The 22,890-nt window shown below is 36.9% G+C and carries 21 protein-coding genes; 7 read left to right on the forward strand and 14 right to left on the reverse strand.

Annotation, left to right across the window (positions count from 1 at the left end):
* Positions 1-49 precede the first annotated feature (49 nt).
* The 7 genes from CXF79_RS14200 to gyrA form a co-directional block, all read right to left on the reverse strand.
* Positions 50-301, reverse strand: a complete 252-nt coding sequence (locus CXF79_RS14200) for a lipopolysaccharide assembly protein LapA domain-containing protein (protein ID WP_011043151.1) — start codon at positions 299-301, stop codon at positions 50-52.
* 81 nt (positions 302-382) lie between these two features.
* On the reverse strand, positions 383-670 hold the full coding sequence (gene ihfB / locus CXF79_RS14205) for an integration host factor subunit beta (protein ID WP_011043150.1): 288 nt from the start codon (positions 668-670) through the stop codon (positions 383-385).
* Positions 671-863: 193 nt separating this feature from the next.
* Positions 864-2,525 carry a 30S ribosomal protein S1 gene (gene rpsA / locus CXF79_RS14210; RefSeq protein WP_011043149.1) on the reverse strand — a complete coding sequence of 554 codons (1,662 nt, stop codon included), beginning with the start codon at positions 2,523-2,525 and terminating at the stop codon, positions 864-866.
* Positions 2,526-2,677: 152 nt separating this feature from the next.
* A complete protein-coding gene (gene cmk / locus CXF79_RS14215; RefSeq protein WP_011043148.1) occupies positions 2,678-3,358 on the reverse strand; it encodes a (d)CMP kinase in 681 nt (226 codons plus the stop codon).
* A gap of 351 nt (positions 3,359-3,709) precedes the next feature.
* Positions 3,710-4,990 carry a 3-phosphoshikimate 1-carboxyvinyltransferase gene (aroA, locus tag CXF79_RS14220; RefSeq protein WP_101155719.1) on the reverse strand — a complete coding sequence of 427 codons (1,281 nt, stop codon included), beginning with the start codon at positions 4,988-4,990 and terminating at the stop codon, positions 3,710-3,712.
* 1 nt (position 4,991) lies between these two features.
* On the reverse strand, positions 4,992-6,077 hold the full coding sequence (gene serC, locus CXF79_RS14225; protein WP_101155721.1) for a 3-phosphoserine/phosphohydroxythreonine transaminase: 1,086 nt from the start codon (positions 6,075-6,077) through the stop codon (positions 4,992-4,994).
* Positions 6,078-6,180: 103 nt separating this feature from the next.
* Positions 6,181-8,895, reverse strand: a complete 2,715-nt coding sequence (gene gyrA, locus CXF79_RS14230; protein WP_101155723.1) for a DNA topoisomerase (ATP-hydrolyzing) subunit A — start codon at positions 8,893-8,895, stop codon at positions 6,181-6,183.
* A 312-nt stretch (positions 8,896-9,207) separates the two neighbouring features.
* Between gyrA and ubiG the strand changes: the two genes are divergently transcribed.
* The 4 genes from ubiG (at position 9,208) to yfaE (ending at position 14,758) form a co-directional block, all read left to right on the forward strand.
* Entirely contained in the window at positions 9,208-9,948 is a 741-nt protein-coding gene (gene ubiG / locus CXF79_RS14235) for a bifunctional 2-polyprenyl-6-hydroxyphenol methylase/3-demethylubiquinol 3-O-methyltransferase UbiG (RefSeq protein ID WP_101155725.1), read from the forward strand.
* 953 nt (positions 9,949-10,901) lie between these two features.
* Positions 10,902-13,172 carry a class 1a ribonucleoside-diphosphate reductase subunit alpha gene (nrdA, locus tag CXF79_RS14245; protein ID WP_101155727.1) on the forward strand — a complete coding sequence of 757 codons (2,271 nt, stop codon included), beginning with the start codon at positions 10,902-10,904 and terminating at the stop codon, positions 13,170-13,172.
* A gap of 102 nt (positions 13,173-13,274) precedes the next feature.
* Complete coding sequence (nrdB, locus tag CXF79_RS14250) at positions 13,275-14,405, forward strand: class Ia ribonucleoside-diphosphate reductase subunit beta (protein ID WP_101155729.1); 1,131 nt, start codon at positions 13,275-13,277, stop codon at positions 14,403-14,405.
* Positions 14,406-14,452: 47 nt separating this feature from the next.
* Positions 14,453-14,758 (forward strand): class I ribonucleotide reductase maintenance protein YfaE, encoded by a 306-nt coding sequence (yfaE, locus tag CXF79_RS14255; RefSeq protein WP_232769185.1) that lies wholly within the window; start codon positions 14,453-14,455, stop codon positions 14,756-14,758.
* A gap of 634 nt (positions 14,759-15,392) precedes the next feature.
* Here the strand turns inward: yfaE and CXF79_RS14260 are convergent.
* The 6 genes from CXF79_RS14260 to CXF79_RS14285 form a co-directional block, all read right to left on the reverse strand.
* Positions 15,393-15,593: a hypothetical protein gene (locus CXF79_RS14260; protein ID WP_011043139.1), complete on the reverse strand. Its 201-nt coding sequence runs from the start codon at positions 15,591-15,593 to the stop codon at positions 15,393-15,395.
* Between the two features lie 33 nt (positions 15,594-15,626).
* On the reverse strand, positions 15,627-17,483 hold the full coding sequence (locus CXF79_RS14265) for a nitric oxide reductase activation protein NorD (RefSeq protein ID WP_101155733.1): 1,857 nt from the start codon (positions 17,481-17,483) through the stop codon (positions 15,627-15,629).
* 267 nt (positions 17,484-17,750) lie between these two features.
* Positions 17,751-18,167, reverse strand: coding sequence for a hypothetical protein (locus CXF79_RS14270; RefSeq protein ID WP_101155735.1), 417 nt, complete (start codon positions 18,165-18,167; stop codon positions 17,751-17,753).
* Between the two features lie 55 nt (positions 18,168-18,222).
* Positions 18,223-18,492, reverse strand: a complete 270-nt coding sequence (locus CXF79_RS14275) for a cytochrome C oxidase subunit IV family protein (protein ID WP_011043135.1) — start codon at positions 18,490-18,492, stop codon at positions 18,223-18,225.
* A 48-nt stretch (positions 18,493-18,540) separates the two neighbouring features.
* On the reverse strand, positions 18,541-19,125 hold the full coding sequence (locus tag CXF79_RS14280) for a cytochrome c oxidase subunit 3 family protein (protein ID WP_041736898.1): 585 nt from the start codon (positions 19,123-19,125) through the stop codon (positions 18,541-18,543).
* A gap of 15 nt (positions 19,126-19,140) precedes the next feature.
* Positions 19,141-19,923 (reverse strand): CbbQ/NirQ/NorQ/GpvN family protein, encoded by a 783-nt coding sequence (locus CXF79_RS14285; RefSeq protein ID WP_011043133.1) that lies wholly within the window; start codon positions 19,921-19,923, stop codon positions 19,141-19,143.
* Between the two features lie 240 nt (positions 19,924-20,163).
* Between CXF79_RS14285 and CXF79_RS14290 the strand changes: the two genes are divergently transcribed.
* The 3 genes from CXF79_RS14290 to CXF79_RS14300 all read left to right on the forward strand — a co-directional run bounded on the left by CXF79_RS14290 (position 20,164) and on the right by CXF79_RS14300 (position 21,647).
* Positions 20,164-20,748 (forward strand): septation protein A, encoded by a 585-nt coding sequence (locus tag CXF79_RS14290; protein ID WP_101155737.1) that lies wholly within the window; start codon positions 20,164-20,166, stop codon positions 20,746-20,748.
* Between the two features lie 52 nt (positions 20,749-20,800).
* Positions 20,801-21,103 (forward strand): YciI family protein, encoded by a 303-nt coding sequence (locus CXF79_RS14295; RefSeq protein WP_101155739.1) that lies wholly within the window; start codon positions 20,801-20,803, stop codon positions 21,101-21,103.
* 112 nt (positions 21,104-21,215) lie between these two features.
* The gene (locus CXF79_RS14300; protein WP_101155741.1) at positions 21,216-21,647 is read left to right on the forward strand and encodes a lysozyme inhibitor LprI family protein; all 432 of its coding nucleotides are present in this window, start codon (positions 21,216-21,218) and stop codon (positions 21,645-21,647) included.
* 32 nt (positions 21,648-21,679) lie between these two features.
* On the opposite strand, the gene CXF79_RS14305 is transcribed toward CXF79_RS14300, so the two are convergent.
* Complete coding sequence (locus tag CXF79_RS14305; RefSeq protein WP_101155743.1) at positions 21,680-22,744, reverse strand: AI-2E family transporter; 1,065 nt, start codon at positions 22,742-22,744, stop codon at positions 21,680-21,682.
* Between the last annotated feature and the right edge of the window lie 146 nt (positions 22,745-22,890).

The raw sequence follows: 22,890 nt of genomic DNA on the forward strand, positions 1-22,890 counted from the left end.
TAGCGCTCTTGAGACAAGTTATAAAGAGGATTAGGACAAATAGTATTATCTACTTTTCCTGGGATTTATTTTTCGCGAGTGCCTTTTTACTTTTTCGTACTATACGCCAAAGAATAGTAACAAGCAGGCCTAATGCAAAACCTAATCCGGTAAATAAACTTACGGCGGCAGCTACAGTTATTTCTGTACGCGCAACCAAATAGTTTAATGTAAGTAATTGATCGTTTTGGCTACCGAAAATAAACGCTACGGCAAGTAAAACTAAAATTAAAAAGAGTGTTAGATATAATCGCACTTTCATCAGCCTTATCAAATTCTGCCAAAAAAAAACGGCATGGTTAACATGCCGTTTATTATCTAATTTTTTAGTTAGCTTTGCAATTTATGCTACAGAAAGATTAACTCTTTCACGTAACTCCTTGCCTGGTTTAAAGTGAGGAACGTATTTACCGCTTAACTCAACCGATTCACCAGTTTTTGGATTTCTGCCAACTCGTGGAGCGCGATAATGCAATGAAAAACTTCCAAAACCTCGAATTTCAATACGCTCTCCTTTTGACAAGGACTGCGCCATCAATTCTAAAATTTCTTTTATAGATTTTTCCACTTCTTTAGCGGATAAATGACTTAATTTATCGGCTAATTTTTCAATAAGTTCTGACTTAGTCATTCTGACCTCTCAGTATTTACCTAGCACCGCGCAATTATTACTAATTAGTATAAAAATTATAGTAAAAATTGGCTCCGCCAATGGCGTTAAAAATAAGAAAAGAGTATCACCACGATAGTGATAAATACTCTTTTCACCTGCTGTAGTAATTACAGCACCATTGCAAAGTAAAACTATATCCGGTTAAGGAATATTAGTTTTTAGCGTTTTTAAACGCAGCAGCCATAGCACTTAAACCAGTTTCTTCTACTTGGTTTAGGTTATCCATTGCTTCACGTTCATCAGCTTGATCTTTTGCTTTGATAGATAGACTAATAGTACGGTTCTTACGATCCACACCCATAAATCTAGCTTCAACGTCGTCACCAACTTTTAATACTGTAGATGCATCTTCGATACGCTCTACAGAAATGTCGCTAACACGTAGGTAACCTTCAACACTTTCAGCTAACAAGATAGTTGCGCCTTTAGCATCAACTTCAGTTACCTTACCAGTAACAATAGCACCTTTTTTCTTATCTGCAAGATACATATTGAACGGGTCGTCTTCAGCTTGTTTAACGCCTAACGAGATACGCTCACGTTCAGGGTCAACTTGAAGAACGATAGCGTCGATTTCATCGCCTTTCTTATAATCACGAACAGCTTCTTCACCGCCAGCCCATGAAATATCAGATAAGTGAACTAAACCATCAATGCCGCCGTCAAGACCGATGAAGATACCGAAGTCAGTAATTGACTTGATCTTACCTGATACTTTGTCGCCTTTGTTGAAGTTTTTAGCAAACTCTTCCCAAGGGTTAGCAATACACTGTTTAAGACCTAAAGAAATACGACGACGTTCTTCGTCAATTTCTAATACTAGAACTTCTACTGTGTCACCTAAGTTAACAACTTTAGATGGGTGGATGTTTTTGTTAGTCCAATCCATTTCAGAAACGTGAACTAAACCTTCAACGCCTTCTTGGATTTCAACGAAACAACCGTAGTCAGTTAAGTTAGTTACGCGACCAGAAAGTTTAGAACCTTCTGGGTAACGGTTAGCAATTGCTACCCATGGATCTTCGCCTAACTGCTTCATACCTAGAGATACACGAGTGCGCTCACGGTCGAATTTCAATACTTTAACTTGTATTTCATCGCCAACATTTACGATTTCACTTGGGTGCTTAACGCGTTTCCAAGCCATATCTGTGATATGTAATAAACCATCAATGCCGCCTAAGTCAACAAATGCGCCGTAGTCAGTAAGGTTCTTAACGATACCTTTAACTTCTTGGCCTTCTGCTAATGACTCAAGTAATTCATCACGTTCTGCACTGCCTTCAGCTTCGATTACAGCACGACGTGAAACAACTACGTTATTACGCTTTTGATCAAGCTTAATAACTTTAAATTCTAGAGGCTTGCCTTCAAGGTGAGCAGTGTCACGTACTGGACGAACATCTACTAATGAACCTGGTAAGAAAGCACGGATATCGCTAACTTCAACAGTGAAACCACCTTTAACTTTACCGTTGATAACACCGATAACAGTTTCTTTTTCTTCATATGCTTTTTCAAGCACTTGCCATGCTTCGTGACGTTTTGCTTTTTCACGAGAAAGAATAGTTTCACCGAAACCATCATCTGTTGCATCTAAGGCTACGTCAATTTCATCGCCAACAACTACTTCAACTTCACCAGCAGCGTTTTTAAATTGATCAATTGAGATAACACTCTCAGATTTTAAGCCAGCATCAACAATTACATTGTCTTTGTTAACGGCTACGATTGTTCCACGGATGATTGATCCAGGACGTGTTTCGATTTCTTTTAAACTTTCTTCAAAAAGTTGCGCAAAATTTTCAGTCATAACTTGTTATAAACTCAGCTATTAATCCATTCAACGTCATTGTTTCATGGGGTGGTTAAGTATGCCCAGTGCATCCATACAGTAGGCTTTCTATTAAAAGTTCTTTAATGCTAGCAGTTATTACAAATTTAGCTAACTTAAAGGTATGTGTTTTACGTTAATTTGCCATTGGCAAACATAAGGATTTTATTGACGACTTCTGTAATAGAAATATCAGTAGAATCAATAGTTAACGCTCCTTCTGCCGGGATAAGAGGAGCTACCTTGCGGTTTTGATCTCGCTCATCTCGTTGACGTATGTCATCCAAAAGGCGCCCGATGTTAACATCAATTCCTTTTTCTTTCAACTGATTAAATCTTCGGTCAGCTCGTTCTTCAGCACTAGCAGTTAAAAATATTTTTACTGGAGCTTTCGGAAAAACAACGGTTCCCATGTCGCGACCATCTGCAATTAAGCCAGGGCTAACGCTAAATGCACGTTGTCTTCGTAATAGCGCTTCTCTAACACGTGGAAATGCTGCTACTTTCGATGCTAATCCGCCAACTTCTTCAGTACGAATAATTTCAGTAACATTTTCACCTTCTAAAATAACTTTAGCTTCACCTTGACTATTAATTTCAAATTGAACATCTAAATGTGCAGCCATAGGGATAAGAGGCTCTTCATCATCTAATGAAAGTTGGTGATGTTGAATGGCAACAGCTAAGACGCGGTAAATAGCTCCACTGTCAAGAAGGTGCCAACCTAATTGGTCCGCAACTATCCTTGCAACGGTTCCTTTACCAGCCCCACTTGGGCCATCAATGGTTATAACTGGTGTGCTTTCCTGCATACTTTTTTCTCCTAACATCAAAAATCGGCGCAATTATACGGGATTTATAGAGTAATACCAATCGGACTAATTTATTGATCACTTAGCGAGAATTAAAAGGCTTAGAGGCAAGGCATTACTTGAAGAGAATGGTTATCCCTTGTCAAAATCAATAACGCCGCATGTAAGCCTTTTAAACTCGCCCTTTGGGAGCTCATTAGCAAACTAATAACATCATAAAATGAATGAAATATAGACTAACTATGTTTAACTCATTTTACTTGTTTTAAGCTCGCTATTGTAGCTCTAAGCTGACTAATTAATTAATCTGTTTGGTATAATATCGCGCAAAAATGTTTTTCTATAACATTATTAACAAGAAACTTGTGCTAGCTTGTCAAAATAGTCTGGGAATGTTTTCGCCGTACACTTAGGATCATTAATAGTAACAGGGGTATCACTCAAAGCAACAAGAGAAAAACACATAGCAACTCTATGATCATTATAGGTATCAATTTCTGCATGTTTCAGTGATTTTGGTGGAGTAATTGAAATATAATCTTTGCCTTCAACAACCTCAGCTCCAACCTTTCTTAGTTCCGTCGCCATTGCGTTTAATCGGTCTGTTTCTTTTACACGCCAGTTATATATATTTCTAATGGTTGTTGTACCTGTAGCAAAAAGTGCGGTGGTAGCAATAGTCATTGCCGCATCAGGAATATGATTCATATCCATATCTACTGCTGTCAACGGCTTACCGATAACAGTGATTGACTCATCCTTCCAATGAATTTCTGCGCCCATTTTTTCAAGAACATCGGCAAAATGCTTATCACCCTGAACACTGAGCTTACCAATACCATGAACAGTAACTTCACCACCTTTTATAGCGCCAGCTGCTAAGAAATATGACGCAGAAGATGCATCACCTTCCACCATATATTTATCTAGCGCTTGATATGACTGATTACCGCTAACGATGAAAGACTTGTAGTCATTATTTTGAACACTGACATTAAATCTACGCATAATATCAAGCGTAATATCAATGTAGGGTTTGGAAACTAACTCACCATCAATTTCTATTGTGGTATTGGTTTCTAGTAAAGGTGCAATCATCAAGATAGCAGTTAAAAACTGACTCGATATAGAACCATCAATGGTCACTGTATTGCCAGTTAACGCTTTACCTTTAATTTTCACAGGTGGGTAATCTTTATTTTCCAAGTATTCTATATCGGCATCAAGTTGTGCTAAAGCATCAACTAAATGACCAATCGGCCGCTCTTTCATTCTTGGTTCACCGGTTAAGATAAACTCACCTTCACTTGCCGCAAGTGCAGCACACAATGGTCGCATCGCCGTACCTGCGTTACCTAAGTACAGTTCCAATGGTTTTTTAACATTGAAAAAGCCACCATTTCCGATAACAGTACACTCAGTACCACAATCGCTTAACGTATATTCAATACCAAGGCTTTTTAACGCATTTAGCATATGGTTAATGTCATCACTCACTAATAAATTAGTGATTTTTGTAACACCATTCGCTAACGCCGCAATTAACAAGGCACGGTTAGATAAACTTTTAGAACCAGGTAAAAATATTTCTCCATTAATTTTACCTATTGGATTTAATGTTAACTGCTCCACTTTATCTATTCCTCTTTTCAAACTGTTGCATAAATTCGACAAGCGCTTGTACACCTTCAATAGGCATTGCATTATAGATACTTGCGCGCATGCCACCTACAATTCTATGCCCCTTGAGTGCAGTTAAACCTGCGGCCTCTGATTCAATTAAAAACTTTTCATTTAAAGTTTCATCTTTTAACCAAAAAGGAATATTCATCTTGCTACGATATTTGGTATCAATAGTATTTTGATAGAAGTCACTATCATCAATAGCTCGATACAATAACGCCGCTTTAGCTTGATTAATTTTAGCAATAGCTTTTACGCCACCTAAATCTTTAAGCCACTGGAATACTAAACCCGCAAGATACCAAGCATACGTTGGAGGAGTATTATACATTGAGTCATTATCTGCAGCCAATTTGTAATTCATAATACACGGCGTTGCTGTATGAGCATGACCTAGCAAGTCTTCTCTAACTATAACAATGGTTAAGCCTGACGGACCAATATTTTTTTGAGCACCAGCATAAATGAGGCCGAATTTTGAAACATCAATTTCATGAGATAATATTGTTGATGACATATCAGCAACTAAAGGCACACCATTAGTTTCTGGTATTTCATTAATTTCGATACCGTTAACGGTTTCATTAGGGCAATAATGAACATAAGCCGCGTTGGGACTTATTGGCCATTCTGTTGGGTTAAGGACACTAATATTGCCATTATCTTCTTTGGTGATGTTAATAACATTAATATCACCAAAGTTTTTTGCTTCGGCTGCTGCTGCTTTAGACCATGAGCCATCAACAATGTAATCAGCAGTTTGTCCTGTGGGTAATAAATTCAATGGAACAGCAGAAAACTGTCCACGTCCGCCACCATGACAAAACAAAACTTTATAATTATCAGGAATAGACATAAGCTCACGTAAATCTGCTTCTGCTTTTTCAGCCATAGCAATGTAAATACCACTACGATGGCTTAATTCCATCACAGAGCTACCCGTACCTTGCCAATTTAAAAACTCATGTTGTGCTTTTGCCATTACAGGTGTCGGCAACATAGCTGGACCAGCACAAAAATTAAAAACTTCTGACATTATCTTTCCTACTTTATTAACTACGATTTGAAATATTTATTTACTTATAAAAACACATTAAAAAAGGCGGTTATTAGCCGCCTTTTTAGTGTTGATGCGACAATTATTCTTGATTGTCGTCTTGTGAGGTATCAGCAACATCCTGTTGAGCGCTATGCTCTGGATTATGATCCACACTTGTTTCAATGACTTCATCACCCTCAGCAACTTCTTCAAGCTCTGCTGGCTCTTCAATTTCATCAATACGTTGCAGTGCTACCACATGTTCATCATCAGCAGTACGTATCAAACGTACACCTTGAGTATTACGACCAATAACGCTCACTTCATTGACACGAGTACGAACTAAAGTACCACTGTCAGTAATTAGCATTATCTCATCAAGATCTTCTACTTGAACTGCACCAACTACTTTACCGTTACGTTCACTAACTTTAATAGAAACAACACCTTTCGTTGCTCTACTCTTAGCTGGATATTCAGCTAAATCAGTACGCTTACCAAAACCATTTTCAGTAATGGTTAAGATTGGACCATCATTCTTAGGTATAATCAGCGAAACAACTTTTTGCTCACCTTCAAGCTTGATACCACGAACACCAGTACCGGTACGACCGATTGGTTTTAACGCCCATCGTTGTTCACCCGTTTCTGGATCAAGTTTTATTTCACCTGTTTCGCTATCACGTACTTTTTCGTTAAAGCGGACAACTTTACCCGCATCCGAGAACAACATAACATCGTTAGTACCGTCGGTAATATCAACACCGATTAAGGTATCATCATCACGAAGGTTTAAGGCAATAATACCGTTAGCACGTTGATTAGAGTAGGCATCCAAACGCGTTTTCTTCACCGTACCAGAAGCTGTTGCCATAACGATATATTTATCATCGGCATAATCACGCACTGGCAAGATAGCAGTGATACGTTCATCACTTTCTAATGGCAAGATGTTTACAATAGGTCTACCTCTTGCTGTACGACTTGCTAATGGTAATTGGAAAACTTTCAACCAATATAATTTACCACGGTCTGAGAAACATAAAATAGTGTCATGTGTATTAGCCACAAGTAAACGTTCGATGAAGTCTTCTTCTTTCATCTTAGTTGCTGCTTTACCTTTACCACCGCGACGCTGAGCTTCGTAATCACTTAAGACTTGATACTTAACATAACCTTCATGTGAAAGTGTCACTACAACATCTTCTTCAGTGATTAAGTCTTCTAAAGACAAATCATGTGAAGCATTAGTAATTTCAGTTCTACGTTCATCACCAAACTCATCACGAATAGCAACAAGTTCTTCACAAATAACTTCCATTAAACGAGCAGGCGTAGCCAAAATATGCATTAATTCTGCAATAAGGTCTAATAACGCTTTGTACTCGCTTAGAATCTTATCGTGTTCCATGCCAGATAGTTTGTATAACTGTAGGTCGACGATTGCTTTTGCTTGCTCAGCGGTTAAGTAATATAAACCATCACGAATACCATATTCAGGTTCTAACCACTCAGGGCGTGCTGCATCATTACCCGCTTCGCTGAGCATGTTAGCAACATTACCAAGTTCCCAACCTTGAGAAATAAGCTTTTCTTCAGATTCTTTTCTGTTATTCGAATTTTTAATCATTTCGATGATAGGGTCTATATTTGCTAATGCAATGGATAAACCTTCTAGGATATGAGCACGGTCACGTGCTTTTCTTAATTCGAAAATAGTACGACGAGTAACAACTTCACGGCGATGCAAAACAAACGCTTCTAACATCTCTTTGATATTAAATATTTTCGGTTGGCCATTGGTTAATGCCACCATATTTAAACCGAAAGAAACCTGCATTTGCGTCAGTTTGTATAAGTTATTTAAAACAACTTCACCTACTTCACCGCGTTTGATTTCAATAACCATACGCATACCGTCTTTATCAGACTCATCACGTAAAGCAGAAATACCTTCAAGACGTTTATCTTTAACAAGCTCAGCCATTTTTTCAATTAAGCGTGCTTTGTTTACTTGATAAGGTAGTTCGTGAACAATTATTGTTTCTTTACCCGTGGTTTCATGAACATCAATACTTGCACGTGCACGAATTTTTATTTTACCGCGACCGGTTCGGTATGCTTCTTCGATACCTGCACGACCACTAATAATACCTGCTGTTGGAAAGTCAGGACCAGGGATGTGTTCTAAAATTTCTTCAAACGTTAATTCACTGTTATCAATGAGCGCTAAACAAGCATTGATAACTTCAGTTAAATTATGCGGAGGAATATTGGTTGCCATACCAACAGCAATACCTGAAGTACCATTAACGAGTAAGTTAGGTACACGGGTAGGCATAACCGCTGGTATATGTTCTGTACCATCATAGTTAGGTACAAAATCAACGGTTTCTTTATCTAAATCGGCTAGAATAGAATGTGCAATTTTAGACATTCTAATTTCGGTATAACGCATTGCAGCTGCGCTATCACCATCAACAGAGCCGAAGTTACCTTGTCCATCGACAAGCATGTAACGTAAGGAGAATGGCTGTGCCATACGAACTATTGTATCGTAAACTGCAGTATCACCATGAGGGTGATACTTACCTATTACATCACCAACCACACGGGCTGATTTTTTATAGGCTTTATTCCAATCATTACCTAATACATCCATGGCGAATAACACCCGGCGATGTACAGGTTTTAAGCCATCACGAACGTCAGGCAATGCGCGCCCAACTATTACACTCATGGCATAATCTAAATAGGAGGTTTTTAGTTCATCTTCAATATTAACTGGAACTATTTGTTTGGCCAGATCGGACATAAATCGATGGTATCCCTTAACTAATTCTTTTGCTTAATAATACTAGCAATATAGCGAGGCTAATTTCTAGTAGTAAATAAACGGTATTTTAAAGATTTTATTGTTATCTAATAGACACTAATAATAGTAATCAACGCAGCATACTAGCATAAAAATTGTTGATGCCATACAGCTTTATTTAAAGGTTTTTTTAGGGGTAATAATCAGCTTAAAAAAGCACCTAAAAAGCGTAGATTTGATCTATCCCCTTTGCTTAAAAATGACTTTCGTTTAGAATCGAATGATTGAAAGTCAATTTAAAGTAGTGAATCTATGTCAAGCCAACCCCTTAACGTAAATGAAGATGAAATCGCAAAGTTCGAACAAGTTGCTAGCCAATGGTGGGATTTAACCGGTGACTTTAAACCTCTACATCAAATTAATCCATTGAGAGTCCAATTTATAAGTCAGCATATTGCGCTTCAGGTTGAAGGCACTGATTCGAAGAATGGCTTTTATGATATGCAAATTATTGATGTTGGTTGTGGTGGCGGTATTTTATCAGAATCACTAGCAAAACTAGGTGCCAACGTAACGGGTATTGATATGGGCACCGAACCACTAAATGTTGCAAAATTGCATGCGTTAGAAACTGGCGTATCCATTAATTATCAAAAAATAACTGCCGAAGAAAAAGCACTGGAAAATCCAGGTACTTTTGATGTGGTTACTTGTATGGAAATGTTAGAACATGTTCCTGACCCTGCTTCGGTGATTCAAGCATGTTCTACCTTGGTTAAACCAGGAGGCTTGATTTTCTTTTCAACGCTCAATAAAAGTATCAAATCTTATTTACTTGCCATACTTGCAGCAGAGAAACTTCTCAAAATTGTTCCTGATGGGACTCATGACCATGATAAGTTTATTCGACCTTCACAACTTATTGGTTGGGCAGAAGAACACGGATTAAAGTGTATTGATGCCAGTGGTATCCATTACAATCCCATTACAGGAAACCATAAGCTCAATGACTCACTGGATGTTAATTATATATTGTGTTGTCGTAAGCTTTAAAAATAACAACATTAATGTCTGATTTATATTATTCAGTTTTGGATAATGTAATAGCAATTAAGACTATTTAATACTACAAACCATTCACTGCATTGAATGGTTTTTTTATGTCTGAGGATCTAATGAAGCCATCCTGGCCCTGCCCCAATAATTCAAGCATTTTCTACCTTAGTTAAACCGAGATACTTGATTTTCTTTTTAACGCTCAATAAAAGCGTAAAATCTTATTTACTTGCAATACTCGCAGCAGAAGAACACAGATTAAAGTGCATTGATGACAGTGGTATCCTTTACAATCTAGCTCAATTAAGCTCAATTCAGCCCAATCCAACTACAGGAAACCATAAATTCAACGATTCACTGGCTGTTAATTATATATTGTGCTGTCGTAAGCTTTAAAAATAACGACCCTAGCTGTTCATTAAGTTCAAAAACTTGGTAAATTCGATGTTTCAGGTACCTGCGGAATAATTGTTGTATAAACAATCAAGTTGTTTAAACATTAATCTGCGCTTAGATTTAAATCATAACTAACTGTAAAATATCTATTTTATTTTGTTTATATTAATTTACTATAGCGAACATAAATATTGACCAAAAATAATTTATAAAAATAATTTATCTTAAAAAAAGTAAAATAATCGTTGCTTTTAGTAAATTCCAAAATCAAATTGTCTTACTAGGTTAGTCATCACTAACCCTTAAATTAAGGCAAAAATAATCACAAAGATCAACTCATTTTATCACTTGCAAAACAGGTCAAACCTCACTATCTTGTGTCTAGAATTATAAAAAACCCTAGATATTGTGCATTTGATGCTCAGTTGTTATTTTTAATACTACGTATTAAGTTATTTATTTCTAATACGTATGTGGGATTTTTTATTAGGGACGTTTTAGATCCTTTTATTAGGAATAAGAAACAATAACAATAATCGCTTTACAGGTATTTCATGAATAACAACCTCTTTGTAACTAAACGAAATGGTGAGAAAGAAACCATTGATTTAGAAAAAATTCACCGTGTCATTGCTTGGGCTGCGGATGGCTTAGAACAAGTTTCTGTTTCTCAAGTTGAATTAAAATCTCACATTCAGTTTTATGACGGTATCAAAACTGAAGATATTCATGAAACTATTATTAAATCAGCTGCTGATTTGATATCTGAAGAGACTCCAGATTATCAATACTTGGCAGCTCGTTTAGCAGTATTTCATTTACGTAAAAAAGCCTACGGACAATTTGAGCCACCGGCCCTTTATGATCACGTAGTGAAATTAGTTGAAGCGGGTAAATATGATCAGCATTTGTTAGCTGATTATACGAAAGATGACTTTGAGCACATGTCCAGCTTTATGGACCATAGCCGTGATCTAAACTTCAGCTATGCAGCCATGAAGCAGCTTGAAGGTAAGTATTTAGTACAAAACCGTGTTAGCGGTGAAATTTACGAAAGTGCTCAATTCCTCTATATTTTAGTTTCGGCATGTTTGTTTGCTAAATACCCTGTTGAATCTCGCTTACGTTACGTAGAAGATTTTTATCACGCTATTTCTCGCTTTAAAATATCATTACCTACTCCAATCATGGCCGGTGTTCGTACACCAACACGCCAATTCTCATCTTGTGTATTGATTGAGTGTGGCGATAGTTTAGATTCAATTAATGCTACATCTAGCGCTATTGTTAAATATGTATCTCAACGTGCTGGTATTGGTGTCAATGCTGGTCGTATTCGTGCTTTAGGTAGCACGATAAGAAATGGTGAAGCATTTCATACTGGTTGTATCCCATTCTTTAAGCATTTCCAAACAGCCGTTAAAAGTTGTTCGCAAGGTGGTGTTCGCGGCGGTGCTGCTACATTGTTTTATCCTTTATGGCATCTTGAAGTCGAAAGTTTACTGGTACTTAAAAATAACCGTGGTGTTGAAGAAAACCGTGTGCGTCATTTAGATTATGGTGTGCAATTTAACAAGCTGATGTATCAACGTTTAATTAAAGGTGGCTCTATTACCTTATTTAGTCCTAGTGATGTTCCGGGACTATACGATGCTTTCTTTGAAGACCAAGAAAAGTTTGAGCGTTTATACGTGCAGTATGAAAACGATGATTCAATTCGCAAAAAACGTATTAAAGCTATCGAGTTATTCACGCTGTTTGCACAAGAACGCGCAAGCACCGGCCGTATCTACTTACAAAACGTAGATCACTGTAATACCCATAGTCCATTTGATTCAAGTAAAGCGGCTATTCGTCAGAGTAATTTGTGTTTAGAAATTGCCCTGCCAACTAAGCCAATGAATGATATTAATGATGAGAATGGAGAAATTGCGCTTTGTACACTTTCTGCATTTAACTTAGGTGCTATCGACTCATTAGATGAATTAGAGGGATTAGCAGATCTCGCTGTTCGCGCTTTAGATAGTTTATTAGATTATCAAGACTACCCTATTGCTGCAGCGCAAAGTGCTAGCATGGCGAGAAGAACATTAGGTATAGGTGTTATTAACTATGCATACTATCTTGCTAAAAACGGACTTTACTACTCAAACGGTAGTGCGAATAACTTAACTCACCGTACTTTTGAAGCTATTCAGTTTTACTTACTCAAAGCGACAAATGAATTAGCGAAAGAGCAAGGTGCATGTCCTAAATTTGATGAAACTCTTTTATCTAAAGGGATCTTACCGATTGATACTTATAAAAAGACAATCGATGACATTACCGGTGAACCACTTCACCTAGATTGGGAAAGTTTACGTGAAAGTATTAAAAAGCATGGTGTAAGAAACTCAACAGTTTCTGCATTAATGCCATCAGAAACATCTTCACAGATATCTAACGCAACTAATGGTATTGAGCCACCTCGTGGTTTAATAAGCATTAAAGCCAGTAAAGATGGTGTATTAAAACAAGTTGTTCCTGAGTATGAAAAACTAAAAGGCAATTATGAGTTACTCTGGAATATTCCAGATAACCAAGGCTATTTAGAATTGGTTGGTATTATGCAAAAGTTTGTCGACCAAGCGATATCAGCAAATACTAATTATGATCCGAATAAATTTGAAGGCGGTAAAGTCCCCGTTAAACAAATCTTAAAAGATATACTAACGGCCTATAAACTGGGTGTTAAAACACTTTATTACCATAACACCCGTGATGGTGCGAGCGATGATATTGAAGTTGAAGACGATAGTTGTGCTGGCGGAGCTTGTAAAATTTAATCATTTTACTTAACCCTCTTATATCTCAAACTTACTATATAAAGCCTAGCAATGTACTAGGCTTTTGCTACTACAGCACTGTAGTCCCAAAGGAATAAAAACATGACGTATACCACGTTTAATCAAGTACCTAATAACGCACTTTTAGAGCCAATGTTTTTAGGTAATAGCGTTAACGTTTCTCGCTACGATCAGCAACGTTATATTGCTTTTGAAAAATTAATTGAAAAGCAATTATCATTTTTTTGGCGTCCAGAAGAAGTTGATGTATCTAAAGATAGAGCTGATTGGCAGAGCCTTACTGAGTCAGAAAAACATATATTTATCTCTAACTTAAAGTACCAAACACTTTTAGATTCGATGGCTGCACGTTCTGTTAATGCGGTATTACTTCCTTTGGTTTCTTTACCTGAAGTAGAAACTTGGGTAGAAACATGGGCTTTTAGTGAAACCATTCATTCACGTTCTTACACCCATATTCTTCGTAACTTATTTACTGAACCAGGTGAAATATTTGACGATATAATCGTTAATCCAGCCATTTTAAAGCGTGCTTCTAGTATTGCTAAGTTTTTTGATGACGTCATTCTTACGACACAGTTACTTCAATCACAAGGTGAAGGAACCTATGAAGTTGAAGGTAAAACAGTTGAAGTATCAACCAGAAAACTTAAAGAACGTTTATTCCTTGCTGTTTGTTCTGTTAATGCATTAGAAGCTATTCGATTTTATGTAAGTTTTGCTTGCTCATTTGCTTTTGCAGAACGTGAATTACTTGAAGGTAATGCCAAAATTATAAAATTGATTGCGCGCGATGAAGCACTTCATTTAACGGGTACTCAACATATTCTTAATAATTGGAGATCAGGTAAAGATGATCCTGAGATGAAAATTATTAGTGAAGAACTTCGTGATGAAGGTTTACAAATCTTCTTAGATGTTGTCGAGCAGGAAAAAGAATGGGCCCAGTATTTATTTAAAGATGGCTCAATGATTGGACTGAATGCCGATATTTTAAATCAATATATTGAATATATTTCTAATCAGCGTTTAACCGCCATCGGTTTTGGTGCACCTTTTGACATTAAGAGTAACCCGTTACCATGGATGAATGCATACCTTGTCAGTGATAACGTGCAAGTTGCGCCGCAAGAGACTGAAATATCGAGTTATTTAGTCGGACAAGTAGATTCTTCCGTTGATGCAGATGACTTTGACGATTTTGATTTGTAGGCAAGTATACTGATGGCACTTGCCTTAATTGAGTGCTTTTAAAGTATATGAAAGTAGAAAATACGAATCAAGATGTGAAGGATACCGTCAGATTGCAGCTAAAAATTAACGTTCAAAGTAAGGTTGTTCATTATGAAAATAATGAACAAACGTTACTTGATTGTTTAGAGTCGTCCAATGTAGAAGTGCATTACCATTGTCGTGATGGATTTTGTGGTGCATGCAGAGTTACGTTAGTAGAAGGTGAAATTAACTACCCGTTAGGTGAGCCTTTAGCTTATGTCGGTGACAATGAAATTTTACCTTGCTGCTGCGTACCTGTAACTGATATTACCTTGTTAATAGAAGAATAGTACTAACTCCTCATACTAATGCTTTCATCACCCGTGGCTTAGCTCTGGTGATAACGAAAAAAGCCACTAATATACCATCCGACTTATTGTCTTAAAGCTCCCTATAAACAATTTTAGTCACTGTAAATAAGATACTAGACAAACTACTATGCAACCATTCTGTGGCATGCACAATACGTTTACATAGCCTTGACTAGCCCAAGCAACTTCAATCCATTATGTATTGCAATAAAATAGCATCACTGAGGCTAAGTTTTTCCATGTAGCGTCACACCAAAGGTGATAACGCCGTAAAGATATCCAACAAACGCTGTCCGATGGATTCGGCTAAAAGCGTCTTACTCTTTGTTGAGTAGTATTTGCTTAGAGTGACTAGGCTACACACTACTCACCGCGATTAAAACGCTTTACTTTCTTTAAAAAAGGCGAACAAAATTTAACCATGAAAGATCAACAGGCCCTAGTAAGTCTATAGAAGTTTTCTACATTTAAATTATAGTTAGATTAATTAGGTGTCGTAGTGAAAAGGCTGTTTTTTTATATAAGAAAAAAGCGTAAGAAAATAATTTTACTTACGCTTTTTAACATGTCATCGATTGGGCTGCTTTAACACTAAAAACAGTCTATAAACATTTTAGCGTGGTAAATAAAAGACCATCACAATACAGAATAACGCGATAAGCCAGAAAGCTTTAAAAAAAAACCTTACCCCTGTATTTCTATCATTTGGGTGTTTATCGGGCAATTCCATACCACAATGCTGACATTGATTTTTTTCACCTTCACAGGTATTTTCAGTTTGACAAAACAAACACGTTTTAGTTGTTTGGCTCATACGAGTTCCCTTTTAATATTCATTTGTGCACAGCTACTGTGAGGTCAACTGATGATACAATTGCGGTAAACGTAATGGCAATTGAGCTGGTCTTAATATTTGTGTAAAACCGTCATTACCAAATAAATAAGGTAAGTATTCTTGTGCATCAACATCAATCGTTATACAAAAAGGTTTGATACCTAGTCGTTTTGCTTCGTTAATTGCTTGATGAGTATCTTCAATGCCAAAGCGACCTTCATAGTGGTCGATATCATTGGGTTTACCATCAGTTAAAATAAGCAAAAGTTTGTCTGCCGTTTTTTGTTCACTAATAACCTTTGTCGCTTGACGAATTGCCGCGCCCATTCTGGTGTAAAACCCAGGCGTAATCGCTTGTATGCGTCCTCTTACATGGTCATTATATTTTTCATTAAAGTTTTTCAACATAGTGAAGCGAATATTGCTTCGTTTTACTGAAGAAAATCCGTACATAGCAAAATTATCACCAACCGACTGTAATGCTTCACCAAACAGCAAGAGGCTGTCTTGTACTACGTCAATAACACGATTGTCATTATCTAAATGGGAATCTGTCGACATTGATAAATCGGCTAATAATAAACAAGACAAATCACGATTATTGCCTCTATATGATTGAAATAATCCTTTTTCCGCTGTTGCTGCCGTTTTACTCTCAACATGAAAATCGAGCCAAGCATTTAAATCAAGCTCTTCGCCTTGAGGTTGAGCTTTTAACCAATATTTAACACTGCGTAACTGTTCAAACTGTGCTTGAATCATTCTTGCGGTTTTTTGCAATTTCACTGGTAATTTTGTTGGCGTGGCATCACGAGGTAACATAGGTTGCAATAAACAACGATCTTCTTGCAACGTTTGCGTTTTATAATTCCACTCCGGTAACTTTATGCCCTCACCTAGCGGAATATCATCTTCAGATGCCGAAGGTAAGTCTAAATCTATTTTTATCTGACCACTTTTTTGATGTTCTTGTTTCTTGGTTAAGGTAATCTTATCTAAATCATCAATAGTGCTTTGATAATCTTCTTCATCTTCATCACTGTCATCTTTACCACGATCCATTTTTGAAAACTCGCTCCAAGAGAACAAGCTTTCAAGACGAAAGATCATCATGCCACCTCGACTATCATCAGAATCTACACGTTCAGCTTTTTTTCTTGAACTCTGCGCTTTTTTAGCTGATTTCTTCTCCCCATCTTGATCTTCGTTTTCATCTGATAGCTCATCTTCATCAATATCTGCCATAAGTACATCATCACTACTAGCAGAAGGATAAAGCCACAAATATACCGCTTGTGGGGCAAAATTTACCACTGGGAATTCGTTAACGGAACCAGGAATTAGGATGGCATCCCTGATTGATTGCTCCATCGTTCTTTCTACCGCGGGCATTTGATCTAGCGGTGGACGCATATCAACAAATGCTTTGGCTAAACGACGATATCGGTTATGTAACGCAGGGAATTTTTCTAATACGGCGACGACTAATGCTTGATTGTCTTTAGCCCAATGACGAAAACTGCCGCTATGATGGGCAGCTAGAACAGCTAACCAAATATAAAGATCATAATTAAGTGCTTTTTCATTAAATACTGCTAATGACTCAGGTAAGCGTAAGCTTTCCTCATCTTGCCAAGCAAGGCTTACCAGTTGGTTATCACCCGATATTTTTTGCAGAAAGCTTTTACGCGTTAAATACTCTCGTCCTGTAGCCGCTTCGACACGTTTAACAACATCACCACCTAGCGCTCGAAACACCATCGCGACTGATTTACTTACTTGATCAAAATTTACGCGTGCGTCATCAAACTCGGGGTTTGCTTTACGAGTAATATATTTATGCCAAAGTCCACCAACCCACTCTTCCATAACCGTAATACATTCATTTAAATAAATAGTAGTTATATTGTATCAATAAAATGGCTCTTTGCCGTGATATGGGTCAACAGAAAGTTATTTTGCTTTATCAAAATTTAAAATGGCTCATTGAATAGGAGTCGTTCTTGCATACTATCGGATATTTTTACCTGCGTGTAGCCAAGTAATGTGCTCTAAACTTATTTGCGGATTTCAATACGCTCTTTTTTGAGCGTAACGATAAAGTAGGGTTTGTGGGGATAAGCGAATAACGAGGAATTAAAAAAGAGGTAGTTTTTTCGCCATTGCACGAGATAAGTTTAACATGCCGATCAAAATAAACCCCGCATGCAAAGTAACAAAATAAATTAATCCCACCATGATAGACGCTTGTAGTTGTGAGGAGAAATAAATCACAATTAACGGTACTACCGCAAGCAAAACGCCGGCTAGAACAGACAGTTGTAGACTTCTTATTAGGTGAATTTTACCGATTCCGAGATTCTGCATTCTTACTTTATTATTATCAATTTGGGCTACGACAACACCATCGTGAACTTTATATTGCTGATATTGACGGTAATAGTAAAGTAAGACTAAAAAAAATATGCCGGGTAATAACAGTAAATTTGCTAAGTATAAAGATTGACAAATTACCGCGAAGTTTCCACTTGGGCTAGGACCTCGATTAATCATACTCCCATCCTTGATCTTATGATCGAATGAAATTAAATAAACCCATAAGCTTTAATTAAGTTAAATAGATGACAGAAATAATTAAAGGTAGCAGCGTAATATAGCTTAAGAAGAGTAAACGCCAAAACTTAGGAGCGTTATTAAGCTCCATGAATATATCTACAATTTGTTGACCTTTTATTACGACAATCACTAACGCTGCAATTGTATAAAAGCTTCTATGATCAATAAATTCTGGTAAATAAATGGCAATAACACTTAATGCAATAAGTAAAAGCCAACTCTTTGTTGCCGCGGCTATATTAACGGTTTTATTATTTTGCACTACATTACCCTTAGGCATAAATTAAGTTATGTTGATAATCAGATTCAACTAAATAACATATATCAACGGAAATAAAATAATCCACAATAAATCCACCATATGCCAATAGCTCGTACCGGCTTCAAAGCCAGAAATCTCATTATTTTGATACTTACCCTGCCAAGCGCTGTAAGCAATGAAAGCGAGGATAACCATGCCCAATAAAACATGCATTAAATGAAAAGCAGTAATTAAAAAATATAAGGTGAAAAAGGTATTCGTTTCAATCGTTATACCTTGCTCAAATAATGAAAGGTATTCCCAAATTTTGACCGAAATATAAATGATAGCAAAAGCTTTAGCTGTTAATAATAAAAGTACCGCTTGTTTAGCTTGCGCTTTATGTATTTTAGTCAATGCGATCGCAACAAAAAAACTACTGGTGATTAACGCAATGGTATTAATTAAACCTGCCGTTTGATGTAACTGCGCTTTACCTTGGCTAAACATTTCTCCGTTTAACTGTTCACTGACGGAAAAACCAATAAAAAAAATGGCAAATACAGTTAACTCAGCCAAAATGAAAAACCACATGGCTAAATCACCAGGCAGTTTTTTATCAGGGAGTTCAATCGCTATTGATGGATTGGTCATATAATCTCTAGATAACTAGTCAAAGTAAATTCTGGCGACATCCATCAAAGCTTGCACCGTTAGAGGATCATCCGTTAATGGCTCAGCCAAACAACAGCGACAAACATCCAACGGGTTCATACCAGAGCTCATCATTCTGGCTGCATAAATCAACAATCGGGTTGAAGCGACTTCATCTAAATCATTTTGTTCTAGTCGGCGTAACGCACCAGCTAGCTCAACTAATTTAAAGGCTAGATGAGGGTCAGCGCCAGCTTCTTTTATCAGTATTTGCTGTTCAAGCTCTGCACTAGGATATTCAAAACGTAAAGCGACAAAACGTTGTCTAGTACTTGCCTTCATACCTTTTAATAAATTTTGATAGCCGGGGTTATAAGAAACCACCAACATAAAACCTGGAGCAGCTTCGAGCAGCTCTCCGGTACGCTCTAAAGGTAATATCCGGCGGTCATCAGCTAAAGGATGCAAAACGACCGTAGTATCTTTACGTGCTTCAACCACTTCATCTAAATAACAAATGCCACCTTCACGTACCGCACGTGTTAATGGACCATCTTGCCAATACGTGCCATTAGGACCAATTAAATGTCGACCGACTAAGTCTGCTGCAGTGAGATCATCATGACAAGCCACTGTATATAAAGGCTTATTAAGTTTTTCGGCCATATGGGCAACAAAACGTGTTTTACCACAGCCTGTTGGACCCTTGATCAATACAGGAAGTTGATGTTCAAAAGCATAGTTAAATAATGATACTTCATTGCTTTGTTCTTGATAAAATAATTTGTCAGTTGCCATGGGAGACGATTATCTGTGGTTATTAAACTTGATGCTAAAGTACCCTGCTATTGACCAAAGTACAATTCCCCAAAGCCGCTTCGTTGATAAAGATCAATGACAATGGCAAAATAAAGTCTTTATAGTTAGGTATTAAACAAATATAAGCTTGGCTATTAAACTCGCATTCGTTAAAATCACGTTATTCGTAGGCGATACTTTTTAATATCGCTCTAAGTCCATCTTTAATTTCGGTATTATATGCAACTGTTTATTGAATACTTTCCTCTTCAAATTTTCTTTATCATTAATTCAATCGCCGGAATTTACTGGGCTACTGGCAGTTTAATTGTCGCCGCTTTCGTGCAAATTTTTTACTATAAAATCAAGAAAGAAAAAATTCCCGCTAAACAATGGATAATTTTTGGTTTGATTGTTGTTTTTGGCGGCCTAACAATATACTTGCAAAATGATGCTTTTCTCAAATGGAAAGTAACCATTATTAATGCTTTTTTCGCTGCTGCATTATTAGTGAGTAATACCTTTTTCAACAAAAATATTATTAAAGAATTTTTAGCTGAGTCGTTATCACTACCAGAAAACATTTGGTCAAGATTAAACCTCGCTTGGGCTTTATTCTTTCTATTTTGCTCGGGACTAAATTATTATATAGCCTTTAATTACGACCTTGATACTTGGGTAAACTTTAAAGTCTTTGGTCTAACCGGCTTAATGTTTCTTTTCTCTATCACTTCTATTTTATTTCTATACAAGTACTTAGAGGTAGAAGAAGAGATAAATGATACCGATACCATTAACAATGAAAAAACTAAAGAATCTACTTAACAGCTCTATTTAAAACGGGCTAACTAACCTATTGTTTAAAGGAAACCATTCCATGTTTTATGTTATATACAGTGAAGATGTTGAAAACTCACTCAGCTTACGCCTATCTGTTCGCGACAAGCATATTGGACGTTTAAAAGACTTACAAGCGCAAGGAAAACTGTTACTAGCGGGTCCATGTCCAGCTATTGATAGTGAAGATCCTGGTGAGGCTGGATTTACTGGTTCATTAATTGTTGCAGAATTTGATAGCTTAGCTGCCGCACAAACATGGGCAGATGAAGATCCTTATATCAGTGCTGGTGTTTATAAAAAAGTAACGGTTAAACCTTATAAAAAAGTATTACCTGCTTAATAAATAAAATAAACAACTAAACTCAGCCCTAATGTTTACTCCTTCACTTGTAAAATAACGAGTAAACATTAGCGTAATTAAACTCATATCAACTAGAGCTTACAACTGAAAAATGATCCGTAATAAAATATTTTTAGCATCCGCATTTTTATGTCCTTTATTGATGATTAACCCTGTTCATGCGGCCAAAAACATTGAAGAGTGTCAGCAACAAAATGCTGAGACAATATCTTCTGCTCCAATGTCTAGGTGTTTAGATGGTGTGATATCCCTTGTCGATCGAGAGTTACAAACTTGGGTAAATTTACATACCTTTAATTTAGAAGAAAAAGCCTTAGTAAATGGCCGTTACTCTGCCTTAAAAATGTTTAAGCGTTCGCAAAATAACTTTATTACTTATAGGGAAAATGATTGTCGTTGGCAATACCTAGCAGTATCGCCCGAAAGAGGTGCGGACTTGGTCTATAAAACTTGTTATGTACAATCAAGCCAGAACAGAATCACCGAACTCAGTAAAATTATAACGACTAATCCCACTCTTTAGAAAGTTAGCCGAGCAACATCTTAATCAAGCTCTCAATCAAGTAAAGCTTGCTCGGTTTTATCGACCAGTTCAACTTCATCACTTAGCATGACAGCCAACCAACGACCTTCTGGTGAACTTTCTAACCCTATCTTTAATATCATGGTCAGTGGCACACTTAATAGCATACCAACAGTACCAAGCAACCATCCCCAAAAAATTAGAGATAAGAAAACAACTAAAGTGGATAGCCCTAGACCTTTACCCAAATACCTAGGCTCAATAATATTACCCATTACCATATTTATTAAAACAAAACCTAAACCGATAGCGCCGGCCTCCCCTATGCTTAATTGTAATATAGCGAGTGTCATTGGTGGCACTGCGGCAATAATAGAGCCAATATTTGGTATGTAATTAAGCAGAAACGCTAATACTCCCCAGAGTAAAAAGAAGTCTAAACCAAAGCCCCATAACATTAGTGACACAATGCAACCAGTAGCAATACTGACTAAGGTTTTGATAGCAATATACTGATTCACCGAAGATAAAAACCGTTCAATTTGATTTAAACGCATTTGAGGATCATCTAATGCTAAATGTAATTTATGTGGAATCGTCGATGATTCAAACAACATGAAAACAACAGTTAAAATAATCAAAAACAAGTTTGTCATCACAGAGCCAAAACTGGATAACATATCAGCCGCTAACCCCATCGCTGCAGCAGGGTCAAAATATTCAGTCACAATCGATGAAGAAAGTTGGATGTCATGACTATTAAGGAAACTTGTTAACCAAGTAAATTGTTCTTTGAGTTGTATTCGGTACTGAGGTATCTGCTGAGAAAGCTCATTTAAAGAGCTGCCTACTAATCCCGTTAAAAACACAGCCATAGTAACAAAGACCACGATAACAAAAATGACAGAAACAGCCTTTGGTATTTTATACTCACTGGCTTTATTGATTAATGGGTTACAGATGATGGCGATAAATACTGAAAGTAAAAACGGCACTAAAATATTAGCCGCGGTTTTAATACCCGCAAAAATGATAAAAATAGCGGCGACTGTTACAAATGCTTTCGCAATAGAGCTATTATTTGAACTTGAAACCATGAAAATTATTCCTTAACTATTTATCGTTTCAATATACCTTATGCTTAAGTCCAAGTAATCAATTAGTTATGTACTCACCTTAAATCGAGTATTATCAGATAGCTATTAGTGCCCTCAGTAATAAGCTGAGAGCACTTATTACTTAG

This window comes from Colwellia sp. Bg11-28 (assembly GCF_002836245.1).
GTDB classification, from domain to species: domain Bacteria; phylum Pseudomonadota; class Gammaproteobacteria; order Enterobacterales; family Alteromonadaceae; genus Colwellia; species Colwellia psychrerythraea_A.

Bases quoted from the DNA above. Each gene is read 5' to 3' on its own strand.
- CXF79_RS14200 (WP_011043151.1), bottom strand. From the start codon at position 301: ATGAAAGTGCGATTATATCTAACACTCTTTTTAATTTTAGTTTTACTT.
- ihfB (WP_011043150.1), bottom strand. From the start codon at position 670: ATGACTAAGTCAGAACTTATTGAAAAATTAGCCGATAAATTAAGTCAT.
- rpsA (WP_011043149.1), bottom strand. From the start codon at position 2,525: ATGACTGAAAATTTTGCGCAACTTTTTGAAGAAAGTTTAAAAGAAATC.
- cmk (WP_011043148.1), bottom strand. From the start codon at position 3,358: ATGCAGGAAAGCACACCAGTTATAACCATTGATGGCCCAAGTGGGGCT.
- serC (WP_101155721.1), bottom strand. From the start codon at position 6,077: ATGTCAGAAGTTTTTAATTTTTGTGCTGGTCCAGCTATGTTGCCGACA.
- gyrA (WP_101155723.1), bottom strand. From the start codon at position 8,895: ATGTCCGATCTGGCCAAACAAATAGTTCCAGTTAATATTGAAGATGAA.
- ubiG (WP_101155725.1), top strand. From the start codon at position 9,208: ATGTCAAGCCAACCCCTTAACGTAAATGAAGATGAAATCGCAAAGTTC.
- nrdA (WP_101155727.1), top strand. From the start codon at position 10,902: ATGAATAACAACCTCTTTGTAACTAAACGAAATGGTGAGAAAGAAACC.
- nrdB (WP_101155729.1), top strand. From the start codon at position 13,275: ATGACGTATACCACGTTTAATCAAGTACCTAATAACGCACTTTTAGAG.
- yfaE (WP_232769185.1), top strand. From the start codon at position 14,453: ATGAAAGTAGAAAATACGAATCAAGATGTGAAGGATACCGTCAGATTG.
- CXF79_RS14260 (WP_011043139.1), bottom strand. From the start codon at position 15,593: ATGAGCCAAACAACTAAAACGTGTTTGTTTTGTCAAACTGAAAATACC.
- CXF79_RS14265 (WP_101155733.1), bottom strand. From the start codon at position 17,483: ATGGAAGAGTGGGTTGGTGGACTTTGGCATAAATATATTACTCGTAAA.
- CXF79_RS14270 (WP_101155735.1), bottom strand. From the start codon at position 18,167: ATGATTAATCGAGGTCCTAGCCCAAGTGGAAACTTCGCGGTAATTTGT.
- CXF79_RS14280 (WP_041736898.1), bottom strand. From the start codon at position 19,125: ATGACCAATCCATCAATAGCGATTGAACTCCCTGATAAAAAACTGCCT.
- CXF79_RS14285 (WP_011043133.1), bottom strand. From the start codon at position 19,923: ATGGCAACTGACAAATTATTTTATCAAGAACAAAGCAATGAAGTATCA.
- CXF79_RS14290 (WP_101155737.1), top strand. From the start codon at position 20,164: ATGCAACTGTTTATTGAATACTTTCCTCTTCAAATTTTCTTTATCATT.
- CXF79_RS14295 (WP_101155739.1), top strand. From the start codon at position 20,801: ATGTTTTATGTTATATACAGTGAAGATGTTGAAAACTCACTCAGCTTA.
- CXF79_RS14300 (WP_101155741.1), top strand. From the start codon at position 21,216: ATGATCCGTAATAAAATATTTTTAGCATCCGCATTTTTATGTCCTTTA.
- CXF79_RS14305 (WP_101155743.1), bottom strand. From the start codon at position 22,744: ATGGTTTCAAGTTCAAATAATAGCTCTATTGCGAAAGCATTTGTAACA.